The organism is uncultured Virgibacillus sp. (genome assembly GCF_947495635.1).
Classification (GTDB): Bacteria; Bacillota; Bacilli; order Bacillales; family Amphibacillaceae; genus Virgibacillus; species Virgibacillus salarius.
This window is the reverse complement of the sequence record NZ_CANMAB010000038.1, coordinates 1-16346: the sequence shown is the minus strand read 5'-3', so window position 1 is coordinate 16346 and position 16346 is coordinate 1. Positions and strand designations below refer to the sequence as shown.

General features: G+C 35.5%; 13 protein-coding genes. 5 read left to right on the top strand and 8 right to left on the bottom strand.

All coding sequences use genetic code 11. The features are described 5' to 3' along the window. Positions 1–294 precede the first annotated feature (294 nt). Complete coding sequence (locus Q1A47_RS10185; RefSeq protein ID WP_166529757.1) at positions 295–810, top strand: GNAT family N-acetyltransferase; 516 nt, start codon at positions 295–297, stop codon at positions 808–810. 343 nt (positions 811–1153) lie between these two features. Next, the gene (locus Q1A47_RS10180; protein ID WP_166529756.1) at positions 1154–1870 is read left to right on the top strand and encodes a dihydropteridine reductase; all 717 of its coding nucleotides are present in this window, start codon (positions 1154–1156) and stop codon (positions 1868–1870) included. 431 nt (positions 1871–2301) lie between these two features. On the opposite strand, the gene Q1A47_RS10175 is transcribed toward Q1A47_RS10180, so the two are convergent. Both Q1A47_RS10175 and Q1A47_RS10170 read right to left on the bottom strand, forming a co-directional pair. Beyond that, positions 2302–3360: a M42 family metallopeptidase gene (locus tag Q1A47_RS10175; RefSeq protein WP_026680000.1), complete on the bottom strand. Its 1059-nt coding sequence runs from the start codon at positions 3358–3360 to the stop codon at positions 2302–2304. A gap of 21 nt (positions 3361–3381) precedes the next feature. Beyond that, positions 3382–3957 (bottom strand): DUF1836 domain-containing protein, encoded by a 576-nt coding sequence (locus Q1A47_RS10170; protein WP_026679999.1) that lies wholly within the window; start codon positions 3955–3957, stop codon positions 3382–3384. Positions 3958–4110: 153 nt separating this feature from the next. On the opposite strand from Q1A47_RS10170, the gene Q1A47_RS10165 reads away from it, so the two are divergent. Beyond that, positions 4111–4758: a hemolysin III family protein gene (locus tag Q1A47_RS10165; protein WP_026679998.1), complete on the top strand. Its 648-nt coding sequence runs from the start codon at positions 4111–4113 to the stop codon at positions 4756–4758. A 149-nt stretch (positions 4759–4907) separates the two neighbouring features. On the opposite strand, the gene Q1A47_RS10160 is transcribed toward Q1A47_RS10165, so the two are convergent. From Q1A47_RS10160 to shc, 3 genes are all read right to left on the bottom strand, one after another. Further along, on the bottom strand, positions 4908–5348 hold the full coding sequence (locus Q1A47_RS10160) for a CBS domain-containing protein (RefSeq protein ID WP_026679997.1): 441 nt from the start codon (positions 5346–5348) through the stop codon (positions 4908–4910). A gap of 105 nt (positions 5349–5453) precedes the next feature. Continuing rightward, entirely contained in the window at positions 5454–5672 is a 219-nt protein-coding gene (locus Q1A47_RS10155) for a YppG family protein (RefSeq protein WP_162986476.1), read from the bottom strand. Positions 5673–5774: 102 nt separating this feature from the next. Then, complete coding sequence (gene shc / locus Q1A47_RS10150; RefSeq protein ID WP_166529755.1) at positions 5775–7664, bottom strand: squalene--hopene cyclase; 1890 nt, start codon at positions 7662–7664, stop codon at positions 5775–5777. A gap of 83 nt (positions 7665–7747) precedes the next feature. Between shc and Q1A47_RS10145 the strand changes: the two genes are divergently transcribed. Together Q1A47_RS10145 and Q1A47_RS10140 are read left to right on the top strand one after the other, a co-directional pair. Continuing rightward, complete coding sequence (locus tag Q1A47_RS10145) at positions 7748–8893, top strand: DUF2515 family protein (RefSeq protein ID WP_166529754.1); 1146 nt, start codon at positions 7748–7750, stop codon at positions 8891–8893. After that, the gene (locus tag Q1A47_RS10140; protein ID WP_299632093.1) at positions 8874–9275 is read left to right on the top strand and encodes a CBO0543 family protein; all 402 of its coding nucleotides are present in this window, start codon (positions 8874–8876) and stop codon (positions 9273–9275) included. Before Q1A47_RS10145 ends, Q1A47_RS10140 begins: the two co-directional genes overlap by 20 nt. A gap of 34 nt (positions 9276–9309) precedes the next feature. On the opposite strand, the gene Q1A47_RS10135 is transcribed toward Q1A47_RS10140, so the two are convergent. The 3 genes from Q1A47_RS10135 to Q1A47_RS10125 form a co-directional block, all read right to left on the bottom strand. Next, a complete protein-coding gene (locus Q1A47_RS10135; protein WP_026679993.1) occupies positions 9310–9978 on the bottom strand; it encodes a response regulator transcription factor in 669 nt (222 codons plus the stop codon). 73 nt (positions 9979–10051) lie between these two features. Next, positions 10052–10642, bottom strand: a complete 591-nt coding sequence (locus tag Q1A47_RS10130; protein ID WP_166529752.1) for a class D sortase — start codon at positions 10640–10642, stop codon at positions 10052–10054. Positions 10643–10672: 30 nt separating this feature from the next. Then, positions 10673–16045, bottom strand: a complete 5373-nt coding sequence (locus Q1A47_RS10125; protein WP_166529751.1) for a SpaA isopeptide-forming pilin-related protein — start codon at positions 16043–16045, stop codon at positions 10673–10675. Positions 16046–16346 lie beyond the last annotated feature (301 nt).

The window sequence follows — 16346 nt, the reverse complement described above, 5'->3', positions numbered from 1 at the left end:
AGGTATATAATTAGACTACAAATAGTCACTGTTCATGAAACGGGATAGGTTGTTTCAGGATATATGTTAACGTTTAGGAATGGCAGTGGTTTTAGATATAGCTTTAAAAGGAGGCTGTTAGTTGATGAGCTGAGGGGTTAAAATCACGCTTTGGACTCTTGTTGGTGTTTTTATTATTTTCTCTATTGTCAGCATTGCAACCTTCTATGCTTTCGAGTTCCGTTGAGTAAGCGGGCGTGTTTATTTAATATCGTTTATTTTTCCAATTTTGGAATTTTTGAAGGGAGAAAAAATATGTACATAAAAACAGAAAGATTAATTATACGTCATTTTGAATTAGATGATTGGGAAGGAGTATATGAGTATGCTTCCCAAAAGAGTGTAATGAAATATATGCCAGAAGGTGTATTAACAAAAGAAGAAACAAAGAAGTTCATCCAAAAAAATATTGATGATTCAGCTGAAAAATTCCCAGTAATACTAGCTGATGGAGATATTTTAATTGGACATTTAGAATTTTTTAAATATTTCGGTGATCATTCTTATGAAATAGGGTGGGTATTTAACCCTAAATATTATAATAAAGGTTACGCTTCCGAAGCTGCATCTGCGATAATAAAATATGGTTTTGAAAACTTAAAGTTACATAGAATTGTAGCTACATGTCAGCCAGAAAACATTCCTTCGTACCGTGTTATGGAAAAGATCGGCATGAGAAGAGAAGGTTATTTTAAAAAATGCATCCCTCATGGTGATCAATGGTGGGATGAATATTCCTATGCTATTTTAGAGGAAGAATGGGGTAACTAAATAGTTTCTGCTACATTTGTCAGTTACCTTATTGTGCTTACGGGTGTAATAACGAGAGGTTATAAATAAAGAGAAATTTCAATCGGTGGGGGTTTTTGTTTTATCCCCCCCGATGGTTCGTACCACAAGGGTATGACCTAAAAGCATTTGAACCAATCGGGTCCAACATATTTAATATTCGATAGTGAGAACGAATGCAACTACGAAGAATTAAGTTCAATTTTTTGTGAAATGTCAGATGATTTAATAACATAAATTATTATAATCAATCCGTTTAATTGAGAATTATTATCACTTATTGTATATTAGTTAGTAACAATACATAAAGTGAGGAGAATATATAATGAAAATATACTGGACTAAAATAAATAAGATTATTGAAGAAACGCCTGAGGTAAAAACATACCTGCTCGACTGTCCGGACGACTTTACATGGGAAGAAGGTTCCCACACCCACTTCGCACTGGAAGGTTTTAATGCTGGAGATAAACCAAATCGCAGCCTGATTCGCCACATGTCCATCTCCACTTTACCGCACGAAAATTCAATCGGTATCACAACACGCATCAGAGAGCAGTGCTCTGAGTTTAAAACGATTTTAAGAAATCTTAAGGTTGGCAATGATATTGCAATATTTAAAACGCATTCGAATGTACCACTTAAACGAGAAGACAAAAATGTTTACCTTCTGTCATCAGGTGTCGGTCTAGCAACTTTCAGACCGCTTGTACTTGATTATTTTGAACGTGCTGATAACGTCAAACAAATTCATTCCCTAAACATCGATTCATCAAAAGAATTCTTATTCACTGATATTTTTAAATCCGTACCAGACAAGAAGTTTACATCGCAGTTCGTCGATAACCGTAAAGATTACTATGAAGAAGTGAAAGATCTTGCTGCAGACAAGGATGGGCTCTTCTACGTTGTCGGTAGCGACGAATTCCTCATACAGAACATTGAAATGCTACGTGAGCAGGGCATCAAGCCGGAACAAATTATGCTCGACAAGCATGAACACGAACTGCCTAAGTTTTTATCATTTGATTTGTCAATTTAAGCGAGAAATATATTCTCTTGGTACATACTAAATAGATGTTGCGCTAACGAGTGTTTTTCTGGAATAACGGCATTTAAATTAGTTATTACATTCATGGAATGACACATCGAAAAGTAAAAGCTAAGTATAAATGAATGTTTTTTGAAATGCATCCAAACGGATTAATTGTTGTTGGAAGGGTTAGAAAAAGCAAAATATAATAACGAAATAGATTCAACGGATGTGGCAATAGCATTTACAGTTGTACTGAGGTGGAAAAATATACAAAAGAAGGAAATGTGATTTTATAAGAAGATTGATTATAACCTACTAAGAGTACCACCAAGAAAACGCGAAATTATAAAGGTAAGGAAATTACAATGTTAAAAAGCCCAATTCCTCAGCTTTAATTGAGAAATTGGGCTTTTTTCCCGAAACCCTCTAGCTTTAACTTACTTTCTTGTTACTGTTTCTGAACATACATAATGAAAAAGCAAATCTTCCGTATTTTTTAATGATGATTCATGCGTTCTTTCGAATGCATGAGATGAATCAATTCCAGGTCCAATTAGTCCATGAATAATATCATGACCAGCTCTAATAGCTGCCGAAGCATCGGAGCCATAATACGGGTAAATATCTAATTTATAGCCGATATTATTTTTTTGCGCTAAATCTACTAAATGCTTGCGGAGCCCATAATGGTATGGTCCTGATGCATCCTTCACACAAATAGAAACCGTATATTCGTCAGTGGATTGACCATCTCCCATTGCCCCCATATCTACAGCCAGATATTCTGTTGTTTCTACAGGAATATTTGAATTCCCCCCATAGCCAATTTCCTCATTATTAGAGATGAGAAAATGAGTCGTATAGGGTAGCTCTATGGATTTTTCTTTTAGCCGCTTAATAAGCTGTAGTAAAATACCGACACTCGCCTTATCATCTAAATGACGTGATTTTATAAATCCATTTTCTGTTACCTGTACGCGAGGATCAAAAGAAACAAAGTCTCCAACTTCTATACCTAGTGAGCGTATATCATCAGCATTTTCAACCTTTTCATCAATTCGCACTTCCATATTCTCTTTATCTCGTTTTGCTTCACCCGCATCTTTATATACATGAACCGATGTTTGATGCATTAAAATAGTACCTGTATAATTTTTACCATTGGCTGTATGAATCGTACAGTATTCACCTTCAATTGAATTAAAGTTAAACCCACCGATCAAGTCTAGACGCAATCTCCCATTATTCTTGACTTCTTTCACCATTGCTCCTAGCGTATCGACATGTGCTGTTAGCATACGATGCTCACTATTGTTTTTACCAGGTAAAGTGGCAATTAACCCTCCCTTAAGATTACGTTTTGTCTCTACATTTAATGCTTGAAGAAATTCCTCGACATAGCTGATAACTTGATCGGTATAACCAGATGGACTTGGAATCGATACCAATTTCTCAATAACTCCCTTTGTTTCTGTTACATTTGGATATGTATGCATAATTTTCCCCTCCACGATGGTTTATATATTTTCTTTAGCTATGTTGTCTACGATCCTCTCTGCTGCCCTACGATAATAATTACTCATATTTACGAAAGAAGCAACCAATAATAACTGTGTTAAGTAGTCAGATTTCTCACTATCTAGTGCCACTATATGCTTCGTTACTTCTTCAGACAACAACGACATTTCGTCTTTTAGTTGCCCCATGCTTTCATCGGCCATTTGAACATAACGCTTATATAAGTCCGTTAAATCAAAGCCTTCTTCGGTTATCATTGTGTTTAACGGATCTAAAGTCACCTTTACATCATTTATGGATAAAGCTCCTTTCATTTGATAGATCATGGCAATAAGCATCATATGAACTTTTGAATACTTTTTATTCTCAATAGGGAAAAATAATTTACCCTTCGCATAATTATTGATCATTGTTTTAGTTAGTACTTTTTCATTTTCATCTCGCTTTAAAATACCAAACTTATTTTCAAATAACTGAATAACCTGATCCATATACAAATCCAAGTCTGGGATTTCTTCTAAAGAAAGCTGACTATTTAATTGCATGCCGTCTAAAATGTCTTTATTGTTTTCCATTATTCAACCTCTTTAACGTTTTGTCCTAAACATTTCTATCCTATTATTATACGTGAGAATAAATATGAAGTAAACCTTGACTACATATCAAAATACATATATCATTTAAATATAGTTTTTAAAACTACATCACATTATAAAGGTGTTGGTTACATGTGTATACATATTCGTGAGCCAATTAATGGGCTTACACATTTATTTGGAGCTGTTTTATCCTTCGCTGGATTGCTAGCACTAGTCATAAAAGCAACAGCTACAACAGATTCTTCACTAGCTATTGCAGCTGTAATTGTATTTGGTATTAGTATGACATTGTTATATGCTGCCTCGGCCACCTATCATATGGTGATTGCAAGAGATCAAGTCATCGCATTTTTGCGGCGAATCGACCACTCAATGATATATGTATTAATTGCCGGGACGTATACGCCTTTTTGCCTAATTAGTCTACAGGGGACCTTAGGGTGGGCACTATTTGTGATTGTTAGTACACTAGCAGTACTCGGTGTTGTTTTTAAATTAATATGGTTTCATTCACCTAGATGGCTATCTACTTCATTATATATAGGTATGGGTTGGATTGTTGTATTCTTCAGTTCATCTCTAGCACCAATTATTAATAAAAGTGGGATGATATTACTAGTATTAGGTGGTGTTTTTTATACGATTGGTGGCATCATTTACGGGCTTAAACCAAAAATATTATCATTTAAACATATGGGATTTCATGAGATTTTCCACATATTTATTCTAATTGGTAGCCTATTTCATTTTATTTGCGTCTATGGATATGTCTTATAAGGAATTAAAAAACGTGTGGTTTTTATTAAAATGCCCTTTACAAAGGGGGCTTTATATAAACCACACGTTTCTATTATTTAGATTAAAAACAACACCTTCTCAAAAGAACGCTCTCTTTCAACAGGTCCCTTTGAAACATCCTTATTCTTCTAATCCTTCTGAGGATCAGAAGGATTAGATATATCAGATAGAGCTTCTCCAGCTTCATTCTCTAATTGATTATCTACTGCTAAATCTCCTAAAGCAACCATTCCAACAATTTGTCCGTTCTCGACAACTGGCAAGCGACGGATTTGCTGTTGCGCCATAAGCTGCGCAGCTTCATGTGCATCCATTTCTGGTGTACCTTGAACGACTTGTTGTGCTGTCATCACTTGAGAAACCGGAGTTTGGGCAGCTTCTCCCTGTGCTGTAGAACGTAACGTAATATCACGATCAGTAATCATCCCAACTATGCTTCCATGTTGATCTACAACCGGAAGCGATCCAATATTATGTTCGCTCATTAGAGCAGCTGCTTCTTGTATCGATTGTGTATCATTGACTGTATACACATTCGATGTCATAAAATTTCGTAATTGTTGATGCATTAGTATGAACCTCCTTTTTACAGTAGCATTCGTCATTTGGCTTATTTTTATTATAAAATAAAACAAAAATAAACGTGTCACCATGCAGTGACACGAAACATATGCTTACTTCTTAAAGAAAGTAGTAATTAATGGACTTACTTGACCATATATCTTCCCCATTTGCGAGGCAACTTCTGTCATTTTATTAAAATCCAATTGTCCATCTTGATCACGGAATTGGGCAATAATATTTTCTGTTGTAGATGCTTTCTTAGGAGTATTCCTGCCTTGGAGTGGTCTTCCAAACCAATCAGCTTGACGTCTAGGAGGTGCTTGCCTCATTATTGATCTTCTTTGTCTATTAGGAAACATACCTACATCACCTCTTCATTATAGTCTGTTATAGTTTATGTGCTGACATGTTCAGTGATAAGGATATTTATACTAGGATTTATCATCTTCAACAAATTTTTTCTTGTAATGTGCTAATGCTAAAAGCGGGAAAAGGTATTCATAACTGTGATAATGCATGTAAAAGCTACCAGGTAGTGCTTGACCCTTTGGATAGTTTGTCGTCCAATTATTTTGTTTTTCTTGATTAGATAATAAAAAATCCATTCCTCGTTTTATTCCGTTCGTTTTTTTAACCTCAGCAGTGATCAACGTATCAAGCGCCCAAGCTGTTTGTGTCCGTGTGCTTTCCTTTAATGGAATATACGTTTTCTCCTGATCACTTTTACATGATTCCCCCCATCCACCATCTTCATGCTGTATTCGATACAACCAATTAACCGCTCTTCTGATTGAGGCATTCCCTGGATTAATTCCTGCTGCAACTAGTCCTGTTACTGCTGCCCAAGTACCATATATATAGCAAATACCCCACCTTCCATACCAAGAGCCATTCTGCTCTTGATTTTTGATTAACCAATGAACAGCTCGCTTTACTAGCGGATGAGACTGATTCAATTTCGTAAACGTAGCTAGGAATTCTAATGTCCTGCCAGTTAAATCTGCTGTTGAAGGATCAAGTAATAGTAGCTCTGCTCCTTTTATTGGCAACCATGTTAGAAGTAAGCTATCTACATCTTTTTCAAATGCTCCCCACCCACCATCATCATTCTGCATTGCTAAAATCCATTCTACTCCCCTATCCCATATAAAGCGATCCGTATTCTTAGTAAGGACACTTGTTCGTAGAGCTCGTAATGCTGCTGTTGTATCATCATTATCAGGTACTATAGTATTGACGTTGGAAAATCCCCATCCGCCGGGAAGAATATATGGTGTGTGAATTGCCCAATCTCCATAGAACTGTTGTTGTTTAGCACGAATATAATTTGTAGCCTCTTGAATGGTCTTTGAACGCGAAGAAACACCTGCTTCCTGTAAACTATAACTAATGAGTGACGTATTCCAAACAGTGGCAGTTGTAAATTGCATATGCAGTTGATTATCAACGGTGGTGATAAAGGATCTTAATCCTTTTATCGCTCGTTTAATAACGGGATGATCCTTCCTGTACCCTCTTGCTATTAAAGCGAAAATCATCAGAAATGTTGAACTAAAATAGGTATTAAATGTTCCATCTGGTTCCACTCGCTGAAGTATATACGTTTCAGCTCTGTTTAACGCTAATTCATGTAATTCATGAGGCAGTCCTATTAATTTTTTTATCCCGCCTTTTAATATAGAAAAAAACGTTTGCCACTCCCGTAAATCTTCTTCCCAATTGGCCTTTCTCTGCATAGTTAGATCCGATAAATTAGGTGATGCAGATGTTGTTAACTGCAACTTTTTATCTGCTACTAGTAATATAGGTATGAAGTGAGCACGAGCGTAGACAGAGAAATCAAAAAGATTAATTGGAAAATAAGCTGGGAGCAATATGCCCTCAATGGGTATCGGTATATGCCTTGGCCAACTATATTGTCCTGTTAAGGCGAGCATTATTTTAGCAAATAATTGAATATTATTCAGTCCACCGTTACTTATTATAAAATGGCGAGCCTTTTGGATATGCTTATCATCTATTGTGTAATAGCCGCTATAAAGTAAAGCATAATAGGCTTCAACTGTAGCTGTAAGATTTCCTGGTCCTTCATCATAAAATAATTTCCATGCACCATTTGCTTGTTGTTTATTTGCAATTCGTTCAACTAAAGACTTTATCAAATTAGAATCATTGATTTCCAACGTTCGTAATAGAATAATCATATAACTATCAGTTGTTATACCTGTTTCAAATGGATAAGTCCAAGATCCATCCTGATTTTGCGTTCCTTTCAATTCATCCAATAACTTATTCATCGCTGCTTCCAGTTGTTTATCCATACGATATGTACTCCTTTTTGAAAGCTATTATGGAAAAACATATGCCACTACTACGATGCATATGCCTTAGAGGGAGGTGCTTTATGATAAAATGTATGGTTAAAAAACGAGCAACGAGCAATCGGAAATTAAAAAGACATTTAAAACATATCATTAGACATAGACCTCTGTCTGTTTCTGAATCCGATCTCACCGAATGGGAATTTAACCTCATTCAACAAATCAAAGCAAAAACAAGCAAATTAAATAAGAATAACGTAACAAGAACAAAAGCTTATTACCAATTTTACTGCGTTTATCCGGAAATTCACTGGGCACTCTTAGGTCATCTAGTTTCTAGAAATGGTGGTTGGAATATGACAGACCTTAAAGGAGATTTACTTCCCAGATTAATGACAGAGGCTGAGCGTGAACATTTTTTCTTATTTTTAGAGCGGGGAAACTGGCTCATTTTTCAAGACGTATTCCCACAATGTTTATTATATCAACATAGTCTGATAAACCAGAAGAACTTATTCTACTTACTTCCATACTTGAATGTTTCGGTGTTTATGGAAGCTATTTGGAATGATTTTTGGAAGTTTAGGGATTGTCGAAAATTAGCTATTGCGATGGTCATTAATGAACAGAATTATTTAGAAAATAGAGTCGTTCTAAACAAGCAATTTCAAGAAACCGTATTACACACCATCGAATTTAAACTATACGATGCTTTACGATTCAACCACATTATCTTCCCTAAACTTAGTGAAGTAACTGGTAGGCCTCGGATTATCGGCGAAACACTTTATCAATTCGCTGATCTACATAAACGAATTATGATCGGCATTCGCTTATATGACTTACTTTTTCAACGTAATCCCGTTCTACAAGCTATCTTACAATGGGCAAGTAAGCATCCGCATACGGGTTCGCGGTCTGATTATTGGAAAGATCTATTTCATCCAGTAAATGAATCTGTACCAGGTACCATATACAAACGAAGAACCAAGCATTGCAAGTTAAGAAAGGATGAACCACGTATTTATAGTCCACCATTAAAATTTGCTTGGAAGGATATAGAACATGAGGAGGCAGAAAAAGGGGATTGGTTCAACGACTTTCGAATATTACATTACTTAGATAAAAAAGAAATAGATACAGGTGGGGATATATATGATGATTATTGTAACGACCTCGAAAAAATCGAATTTGCGATTATCGCAAAAAATGCGATCTTCCAAAAGTAAGCGATCTATTCATGCATATATCACTGTAATATTATTCGCCTCACTAATCGGTACTTACTTAGATTTAGTTTGCGTTGAAATGGGGATGTATTCCTTTCCTATACGACTATTTCCAGGACTCTTTTCCATTAATATACTATTTACGCTCATCATTCTCCCAGTAGCTTCCATTTTATTTATCCGTGTTATGCGCCACTTAAAAACCATTCCCCGTACCTTTTTCCTCTTTACATGTAGCTTTCTGATTTGCATGATTGAACAAATAGCTGAACAAGTAGGCTTGTTTGTTCATCATGAGGATTGGAATCACATTTATTCGTTTGTTGGTTACTTCATCTTTTTAGTTGTCATATGGAAGGGATTTAGTTGGTTGTCTAACTAATAAAAGCTTACAAATATAGTGTAGTACTCCTTTCTTAATCATCTGCCATTAGGTAATGTAAAAACTCTATTACACTTTTGCGATTGCTGTTTTTTACTTTTTTATAAGCGTTGCTTACATAATCTCTAATTGTTTTTTCAGATAATTGTAGGGTATTGGCAATTTCTTTATTACTGTAATTTTTATACATTAAATACAATACGTCCATATCTCGCTTACTAACATCTATACCATTACTACATAATTTCTGTTTCAGCTTTTCTTTATTACCAATATTTTTTGGCCCAATTATATCAATCATTTGCTTTGCAATAGCTTCGGAAAAAACAAATTGACTATCGTAAACATTTCTTATGGAATGAACAAGCCCTTCGCCGGTAATAGTACTTACTAAGAACCCTCGTCCTTCTTTATCAATTGCTGTACGAATAACATTCACGTCCACATCTGACATCATAAACATTAAACTTATATGTGAGTAGCTCTCTCTAATTTCCTTTAGCTTAGACTTAATAGATTTCGTAAATTTATTTAACTGTATGAGTGCAATATCAGGTTTAAAATCCTCTAGTTTCTTAAAGATCGTTCGATTATTCGTATTACGTTCAATTTCTAACACTTCGATATCCGGTTCGTTCTCTAATAATAAATGTGTGTTTTGATTTATACCTTCACTCATATTTATGCATACAACTTTAATCATCTGACTTCCCTACTTTTATTTACAGATTGAAAAAATAATCCTGTAGCAATTAAACAACTACAGGATTTAACCATTAAACTTCACGATCTATTAATCTACCCTTTAATGCAATACGCTCTTTTCCATCTATTGTACAGGTGATTAATGTAATTTCCCTTTTATTATCTTTATCCTCAAGAATCTCAACCTTCGTTGCCTCAATAACTTCTGACGAGGTAATCTCATATACATATTTCTTAGTCGCCGTATGAAGAATAGCTTTATCACCTATCGACACTTCTGGCAACTGGCGAAAATGTCGATCACTTCGATATCCACGATGCCCTGCTATTGTAAAGTTTCCCTCACCTGGAGTTTGATTCGGTTTAATCTGAGTTAATGCAATACTCAAATTCGCTTCAGTAGTTTCAGGCAACACCTTTTGTTTTAAGTCGATGGAAGGGATTTCTAATTCAATCACTTGCTTTAATTCTTCTTGTGTGAAGGGCAAATCATCGATTGTAGATAAATCCACTGACTCATCGTCTGATTGCGCTATCAAGGATAACGCGTCTTCAAGAGCATTTACTTCTTTTTGTTGATTCCATTCATAGTATAAAGGAATTGCAACTAAGATGAGTCCGATGAAAATAAACGCTCCCCCAATTATTTTATTTCTATTCATCAATGAACGCATCCCTTTGCTTACCAAAAATTATACTTGTTTACGTCTTCGGAACACGACTATCGTTCCAATCATTATTGACGTAATTCCTAATATCAACAAATACCTAAGCCATTCTTCTCCAGTTTGTGGAAGTTTATTATAGGTTGGCGTAGTATCCTCTGGTTTGTCGGTTCCTGATAGTGTAGCTTGATTTGTAGCAGTTAACCTGACAAGGTCTGATTGACCTTTTTCTATCTTGAATGGAATCGGTGTAGAATCCAATTGATACCCTATCGGTGCTTTTGTTTCCACAAATTGATAGCTTCCAGGCTTTAATTTATCTACGGTAATTTGACCTTGCGCATCCGTCAGTAACCCTTGCTTCAACGTCTTACCATTTGCATCTATAAGCTTGAATTCAGCGTTTGGCAACAGCTTATCGCTATTACTATGATCAACTTTGGTAAGTACAACAGAGCCTGGAATTATTTTATTTTCTACATTTAGTTGAACCAATTTGACATCCGCTTCTGTTTTACTTTTCTCGATAGTAAATGGAATGGATGTGTCATCTAAATAATAGCCAAACGGAGCTTTTGTTTCGACAAACCGATAGTTTCCTGGTTTTAAATCGTCTACAACTAGCTTTCCAGCTTTATTTGTTGTTATGCCTTCTTGTAGTATATTTCCTTCTGCATCCTCCAATGTAAATTCCGCACCAGATAAAGATATATTACTGTTATCTGCATCTACCTTCGTCAATTCCACCTTACCAGTAATCCATTCATTTTCTGCAGTAATAGATAATGGTTCAGCTTGACTTTTCTTAACTTCAAATTCAATTGGTTTTTGATCTAATTGATAATACGCTGGTGCTTTTGTTTCTACAAATTGATAATGACCTGGTCGTAGATTGTTTATCAGAAGTTTTCCATCTTCATTCGTTGTCATTCCTTTTTTGATGGTATTCCCATCCTTATCTTGTAATTCAAATACAGCATTCTCTAGGAATTTTTCATGGTCATATTTGTCAACTTTCGTTAATTCTACTGAGCCTGGAATGAGTTGATTCGTAACCTGTACCTTTGTAGCATGGACAGTATCTTCCGTTTTACTTTTCTCAATGGTAAACGGTATCGGTTTTTGATTTAGCTGATAATGTTCTGGTGCTTTTGTTTCTACAAATTGATAGTTTCCTGGTTGTAAGTTATTAACAACCAACTTTCCATTACCATTCGTTGTTATGTCTTCCTTTATCAGGTTTCCTTCATTATCTAATAAGTTAAACGTTGCACCTTCAAGTACGATTTCCTTATTATCACTATCAACCTTTGTTAATTCTACCTTACCCCTTATTAATTGATTAGGAGCTTCAACTAAAATCGTTGCTGTTTCTCCATCTTTCACCGTAAATGGGATTGGTTGATGATTACGTTGGTAAAACGTTGGTGCTTTTGTTTCCACAAATTTATAGTTACCTGGTTGTAAGTTTCCAACAAATATCTCGCCCGCATCATTCGTTGTTAAAGATGGGTGAACAATCGTTCCATCTGCCTTTTCTAGCTTAAACGTCGCACCTTTTAACACTTTTGCATGATCTTTTTGATCAAATTTAGTTAATTGAACAGAACCTAGTTTTTCATTTTCTGCTGATAAATAAATAGCTTCTGTTTGTTTATCATGAATAGAAAACGGAATAGGTTTTTCACTCAATTTGTACCCATCTGGGGCTTTTTTCTCCATAAACCTGTACTCACCTGATTTAAGCTGATCGATAAAGATGATCCCCTGATCATCTGTTGTTAATTCTGCAATTTCTTCATACGTGTCTCCAACTTTTTCTTGTAATGAAAAAACTGCACCAGCTAATACTTCATTCGTCTCTTTGTCTTTTTTCGTCAGTTCTACTGCACGGATTATCTCGGTGTTCGTAACCGTTAGCTGATTCCCTGTTTTTTCATTGTTTCCTTGCTCAAAAGGCTGATTAATCGTAATAGTTTGTTGCTTATTATCTATCAAATATCCATCTGGGGCCTTTTCCTCTGTTAAAATATAATCTCCATATAGCAATCGATCAAAAGCAACTACGCCGTCTTTTCCAGTCGTTAGCCTATCAATAACTACACCACTATCTTTATCTACGAGAGAAAATACTGCTCCTTGTAATGGCACCCCTGTTGCTTTATCCGTTTTCGTAACGGTCAGGTGTCCAATTTCACCTGTACCATCACCCATCCCAGAGGTACGTCGTACTTGAACCGTTTCACTTGATTCATGCTCAACGATATCAATGTTCTCTCCGTTAAACGATACGTCATTTTTTATTTTAGATCCAGGTTTATCTAGAATAAGTGATTGATATTCCAAGATATACGCTTCATTGATTTCTTCTGAAAATGTAAGTGTAAAAGAATCAGGATTTTTATGAAGTGTTAACGTATAATCTTTGTCGCGCTCTAATTTATCTTTCTTTGCTACTTTCCCATCCTCACTTATCGTTGTAGCGTACACATCAAATGAGCTTTCCAATAACGATTGATTCTCACTAGGTTTATCAATAACCGTAGCGTTGGTAACCTGAGACTGTCCAAAATTAATATTTACCTTCCAATCAATAATTTTACCATTTTGTTTCCCTGTCTTTGTTGTATACTTTCCTCCATGCGGAATGGCAACAGAAGCATGTAGATCCGTCTCTTTTGTTTCACCATTGTATAAAGTTGCTGTATTTTCATAGCTCGCGTCTACAAGATCTAAATCCTTAAGGCTTGTTTTATAGACGATTTTATACGGTGAATGAATTTCCTGATTAAACGAAATTTGAAAACCTGGAGTTCCATCCTTGTCTTTAATCCAACTTATGGAGTAGTCTTCACTTGGTACATGCTCTTCGACTTCCGTTCCATTTTCGCCGCCAGTCAAATTCATCTTATATATGGTAATCGAATCTTTTACTAGCCGCTGATTTCCTTGAATGAAGTCTTTTATAATAGGATTTTCGATTGTTTTTAAATTATAGTTTACTCCAATATTCCAGGTGATTTCTTTATCTACTGCATTATAGGAGCCATACTTAAACCCGTTCGACTGTGTATACTCATCTGGTTTAAATTGCTTGCTTGTCTCTTGCGTTTTTGAGCTTCCGTGTTCATCCGTCCAATTAAATATTGCCTTATTTTCTAAATAATTCTTCCCTTTATCCGCTCTTGCTTCGTAAATAAATTCGGTAGTGTATGTTATGGTATGCGGCGTATTTATTTGATTGTTAAACCGAATTTCAAATTGATTAGCTTCATTTTTAATTAATGTATAGTCTTTTCCTTCAACAAGTTCCTTATTCTCAGTTGTAATTTTAAGCGTTTCCGGTTTTAAGATTAGCCCTTCATTCGTAAATACATCGGTTAAAACCACATCGTTCATTGGGTGCTTATCTTTATTAAATGTAACGGTCCAATCCACGGTTTTATCCTTATAATTTGGTGTTCCGTGACTCTTAAATAAGATTTGTTGGCCGATATTCTGACTACCCTCTGCGTTATGATTGCCAGTTTCTATTTTATTCGTTATTTTTTCATTTTCAAAAACGCGTTCGGACGCTTTTGTTTGATAAGTAATTTTATAGGCAGATGTAACATTTTCATCAAACTGTAGATGAAATCCATTTTTTCCTGCTTCTGTCTTAGCGGTTACTGTATAATTCTCAAAATCTTCACCATTACCTACCTCATTACCATCTTTATCAATAGTGATCTTCTTAACGTCAAAAGAGCTCTCGACAAGGTCTTGACTGGTGTTAAAAAAGTCTTTTAATAGAGCATCCTGCTGTTTAATTGTTTTTTCATTATAGTTGTATTTAATTTCCCATGTAATTATCTGATTTTCTTTATCGTAGGCTATTGATTGTTTTTCTAAAGGACTGCCACGCTTGACACTTACCGTAGCATCTGCAGATTTTGGTTGTTGGTTATCAGAAACCAAACTTGCTTCATTATGAAATGCCTTCTGATCTTCATCTGTAATTTCTGTTTGATATACTAACCGATAAGCAGTATGAATATCCTTATCAAAAACAATGGTAAAATCTTCACCGTTCTCCGTCTTACCTATTGTATACGTATTAGGATTCACTTCTTCTCCCAATGATACTTCCCCATTTAGCTTTGTATCTAGATGATAGAGTTTAATAGAGTCAGCCAATAAGGATTGACCTGCCTGAATAGGGTCTTGTAACAGTGGATTCTTGAGTGACTCTAGACTTTTATTAAAGTCGACTGTCCACTCAATTGTCTCCGCATTATAATCACGATTTGGTATTCCTTTTTTCTCAACAGAAGGTCCAATTGGTAGAAATTCGATTGGGATCGTAACCGATTCTTTACCCTCAATTGGTGTAACGATCACTTCTTTCTCTTCTGTGATAATAATATCTTCACTTAACTCCGTCCAGATCTCGATAGAGCCATTGATGTTTGAAAACTCTTCAATAAACTTCGTAAACGTAATGGTAGCTGATCCACTCTCATTAACAGAGAAATACCCGATTGTTTCTCCGTTAAAATTCATTTCAGCTTTATCAATACTGTTATATACTTTAAGCTCCTTTGGAACGTCAAAGTGAAATTCATCTCCAGCTTTATATCCATGATTATTTGCAAGTTCCCATGTATAATTGATGGATATAAGCGAATTAATATCTGGTTTTTCAACTGCATTACCGTCAGTATCCTCATAGGATAATTCAGCACTTGTAAGAATGTTTTCCATTATTTCTTTTTTGGCGGTAAGTTTATTCTTTTTCTCTGTACCCTCACTCTGTGCCGTATCTGATTCACTGCTTTTTTCGCTTTTACGTTCTACATGATCATCTTCTTTAGGGAGATTGTCCTCAATGGTAGATTTTTCTTCTTGCTTTTCGTTAGATTCAGTGTCTTTGTGAGGTTTTTCTTCTGCTTCCTCTTCCAATGCTTGCTGATTATCCGTTTCATTGGTCAAGGCAGGGGAATCTTGATGCGCAAGATCTATAATAAATGTCCCACTTGCACGAGGTGCATTCGCTATTTCCTCATTGAAGGTTATTGTTATCGTATTATTCGTATCTGTATAATACGCTCCAACCTTCTTACCTCCATTTGTTACTTCTCCTTGATAATTCTTTTCCATGTCTACACCAGTAGGCAAGTCATGGATGTAAGCTTTATCTTTTTCAACTTCTAATCCTTCAATAGACCAACTTACTTTCATACTAGAAGCCTTTGTGTCTTGATCCATAATAGGATTACCTGCTTCATCTAAAAGCTCTATCTTCTTTACAATTCCAGTCTCAGCGCCTTGAGCATGACTCTGAATCGGAAATGCTAGACTGCTAGATATAGTTTGCAAAAGAAGCAATAGACTAAAAAGCACATATAGGGATTTTTTCACTACACTATCATCCTTTCTTTTCTCATTAAAATAAAAATAATGGGCATATCGAATCAATTGCCCTTCCGACTTGAAATGGTAACAAAGTAACCTCTACAAAATCTTTACATTTACATAACATTTCCATTATGTAATCGCAACCAAATCATTAAAACTGGGCCTGTAATCCGTTTTTGAAAAGAACAAAAGTGCAAGCACCCGATTAGAAACGTATAAGAAAAACTGAGCAAAATTCGCTCAGTCCTTATCACTACATGCTCCGATTTACGCTTCCTCTAGTAGCTATTATGGAATAATAGCT

Excerpts from the sequence above, each read along its gene's own strand:
- Q1A47_RS10185 (WP_166529757.1), top strand. The coding sequence starts at position 295 with ATGTACATAAAAACAGAAAGATTAATTATACGTCATTTTGAATTAGAT.
- Q1A47_RS10180 (WP_166529756.1), top strand. The coding sequence starts at position 1,154 with ATGAAAATATACTGGACTAAAATAAATAAGATTATTGAAGAAACGCCT.
- Q1A47_RS10175 (WP_026680000.1), bottom strand. The coding sequence starts at position 3,360 with ATGCATACATATCCAAATGTAACAGAAACAAAGGGAGTTATTGAGAAA.
- Q1A47_RS10170 (WP_026679999.1), bottom strand. The coding sequence starts at position 3,957 with ATGGAAAACAATAAAGACATTTTAGACGGCATGCAATTAAATAGTCAG.
- Q1A47_RS10165 (WP_026679998.1), top strand. The coding sequence starts at position 4,111 with ATGTGTATACATATTCGTGAGCCAATTAATGGGCTTACACATTTATTT.
- Q1A47_RS10160 (WP_026679997.1), bottom strand. The coding sequence starts at position 5,348 with ATGCATCAACAATTACGAAATTTTATGACATCGAATGTGTATACAGTC.
- Q1A47_RS10155 (WP_162986476.1), bottom strand. The coding sequence starts at position 5,672 with ATGAGGCAAGCACCTCCTAGACGTCAAGCTGATTGGTTTGGAAGACCA.
- shc (WP_166529755.1), bottom strand. The coding sequence starts at position 7,664 with ATGGATAAACAACTGGAAGCAGCGATGAATAAGTTATTGGATGAATTG.
- Q1A47_RS10145 (WP_166529754.1), top strand. The coding sequence starts at position 7,748 with ATGATAAAATGTATGGTTAAAAAACGAGCAACGAGCAATCGGAAATTA.
- Q1A47_RS10140 (WP_299632093.1), top strand. The coding sequence starts at position 8,874 with ATGCGATCTTCCAAAAGTAAGCGATCTATTCATGCATATATCACTGTA.
- Q1A47_RS10135 (WP_026679993.1), bottom strand. The coding sequence starts at position 9,978 with ATGATTAAAGTTGTATGCATAAATATGAGTGAAGGTATAAATCAAAAC.
- Q1A47_RS10130 (WP_166529752.1), bottom strand. The coding sequence starts at position 10,642 with ATGAATAGAAATAAAATAATTGGGGGAGCGTTTATTTTCATCGGACTC.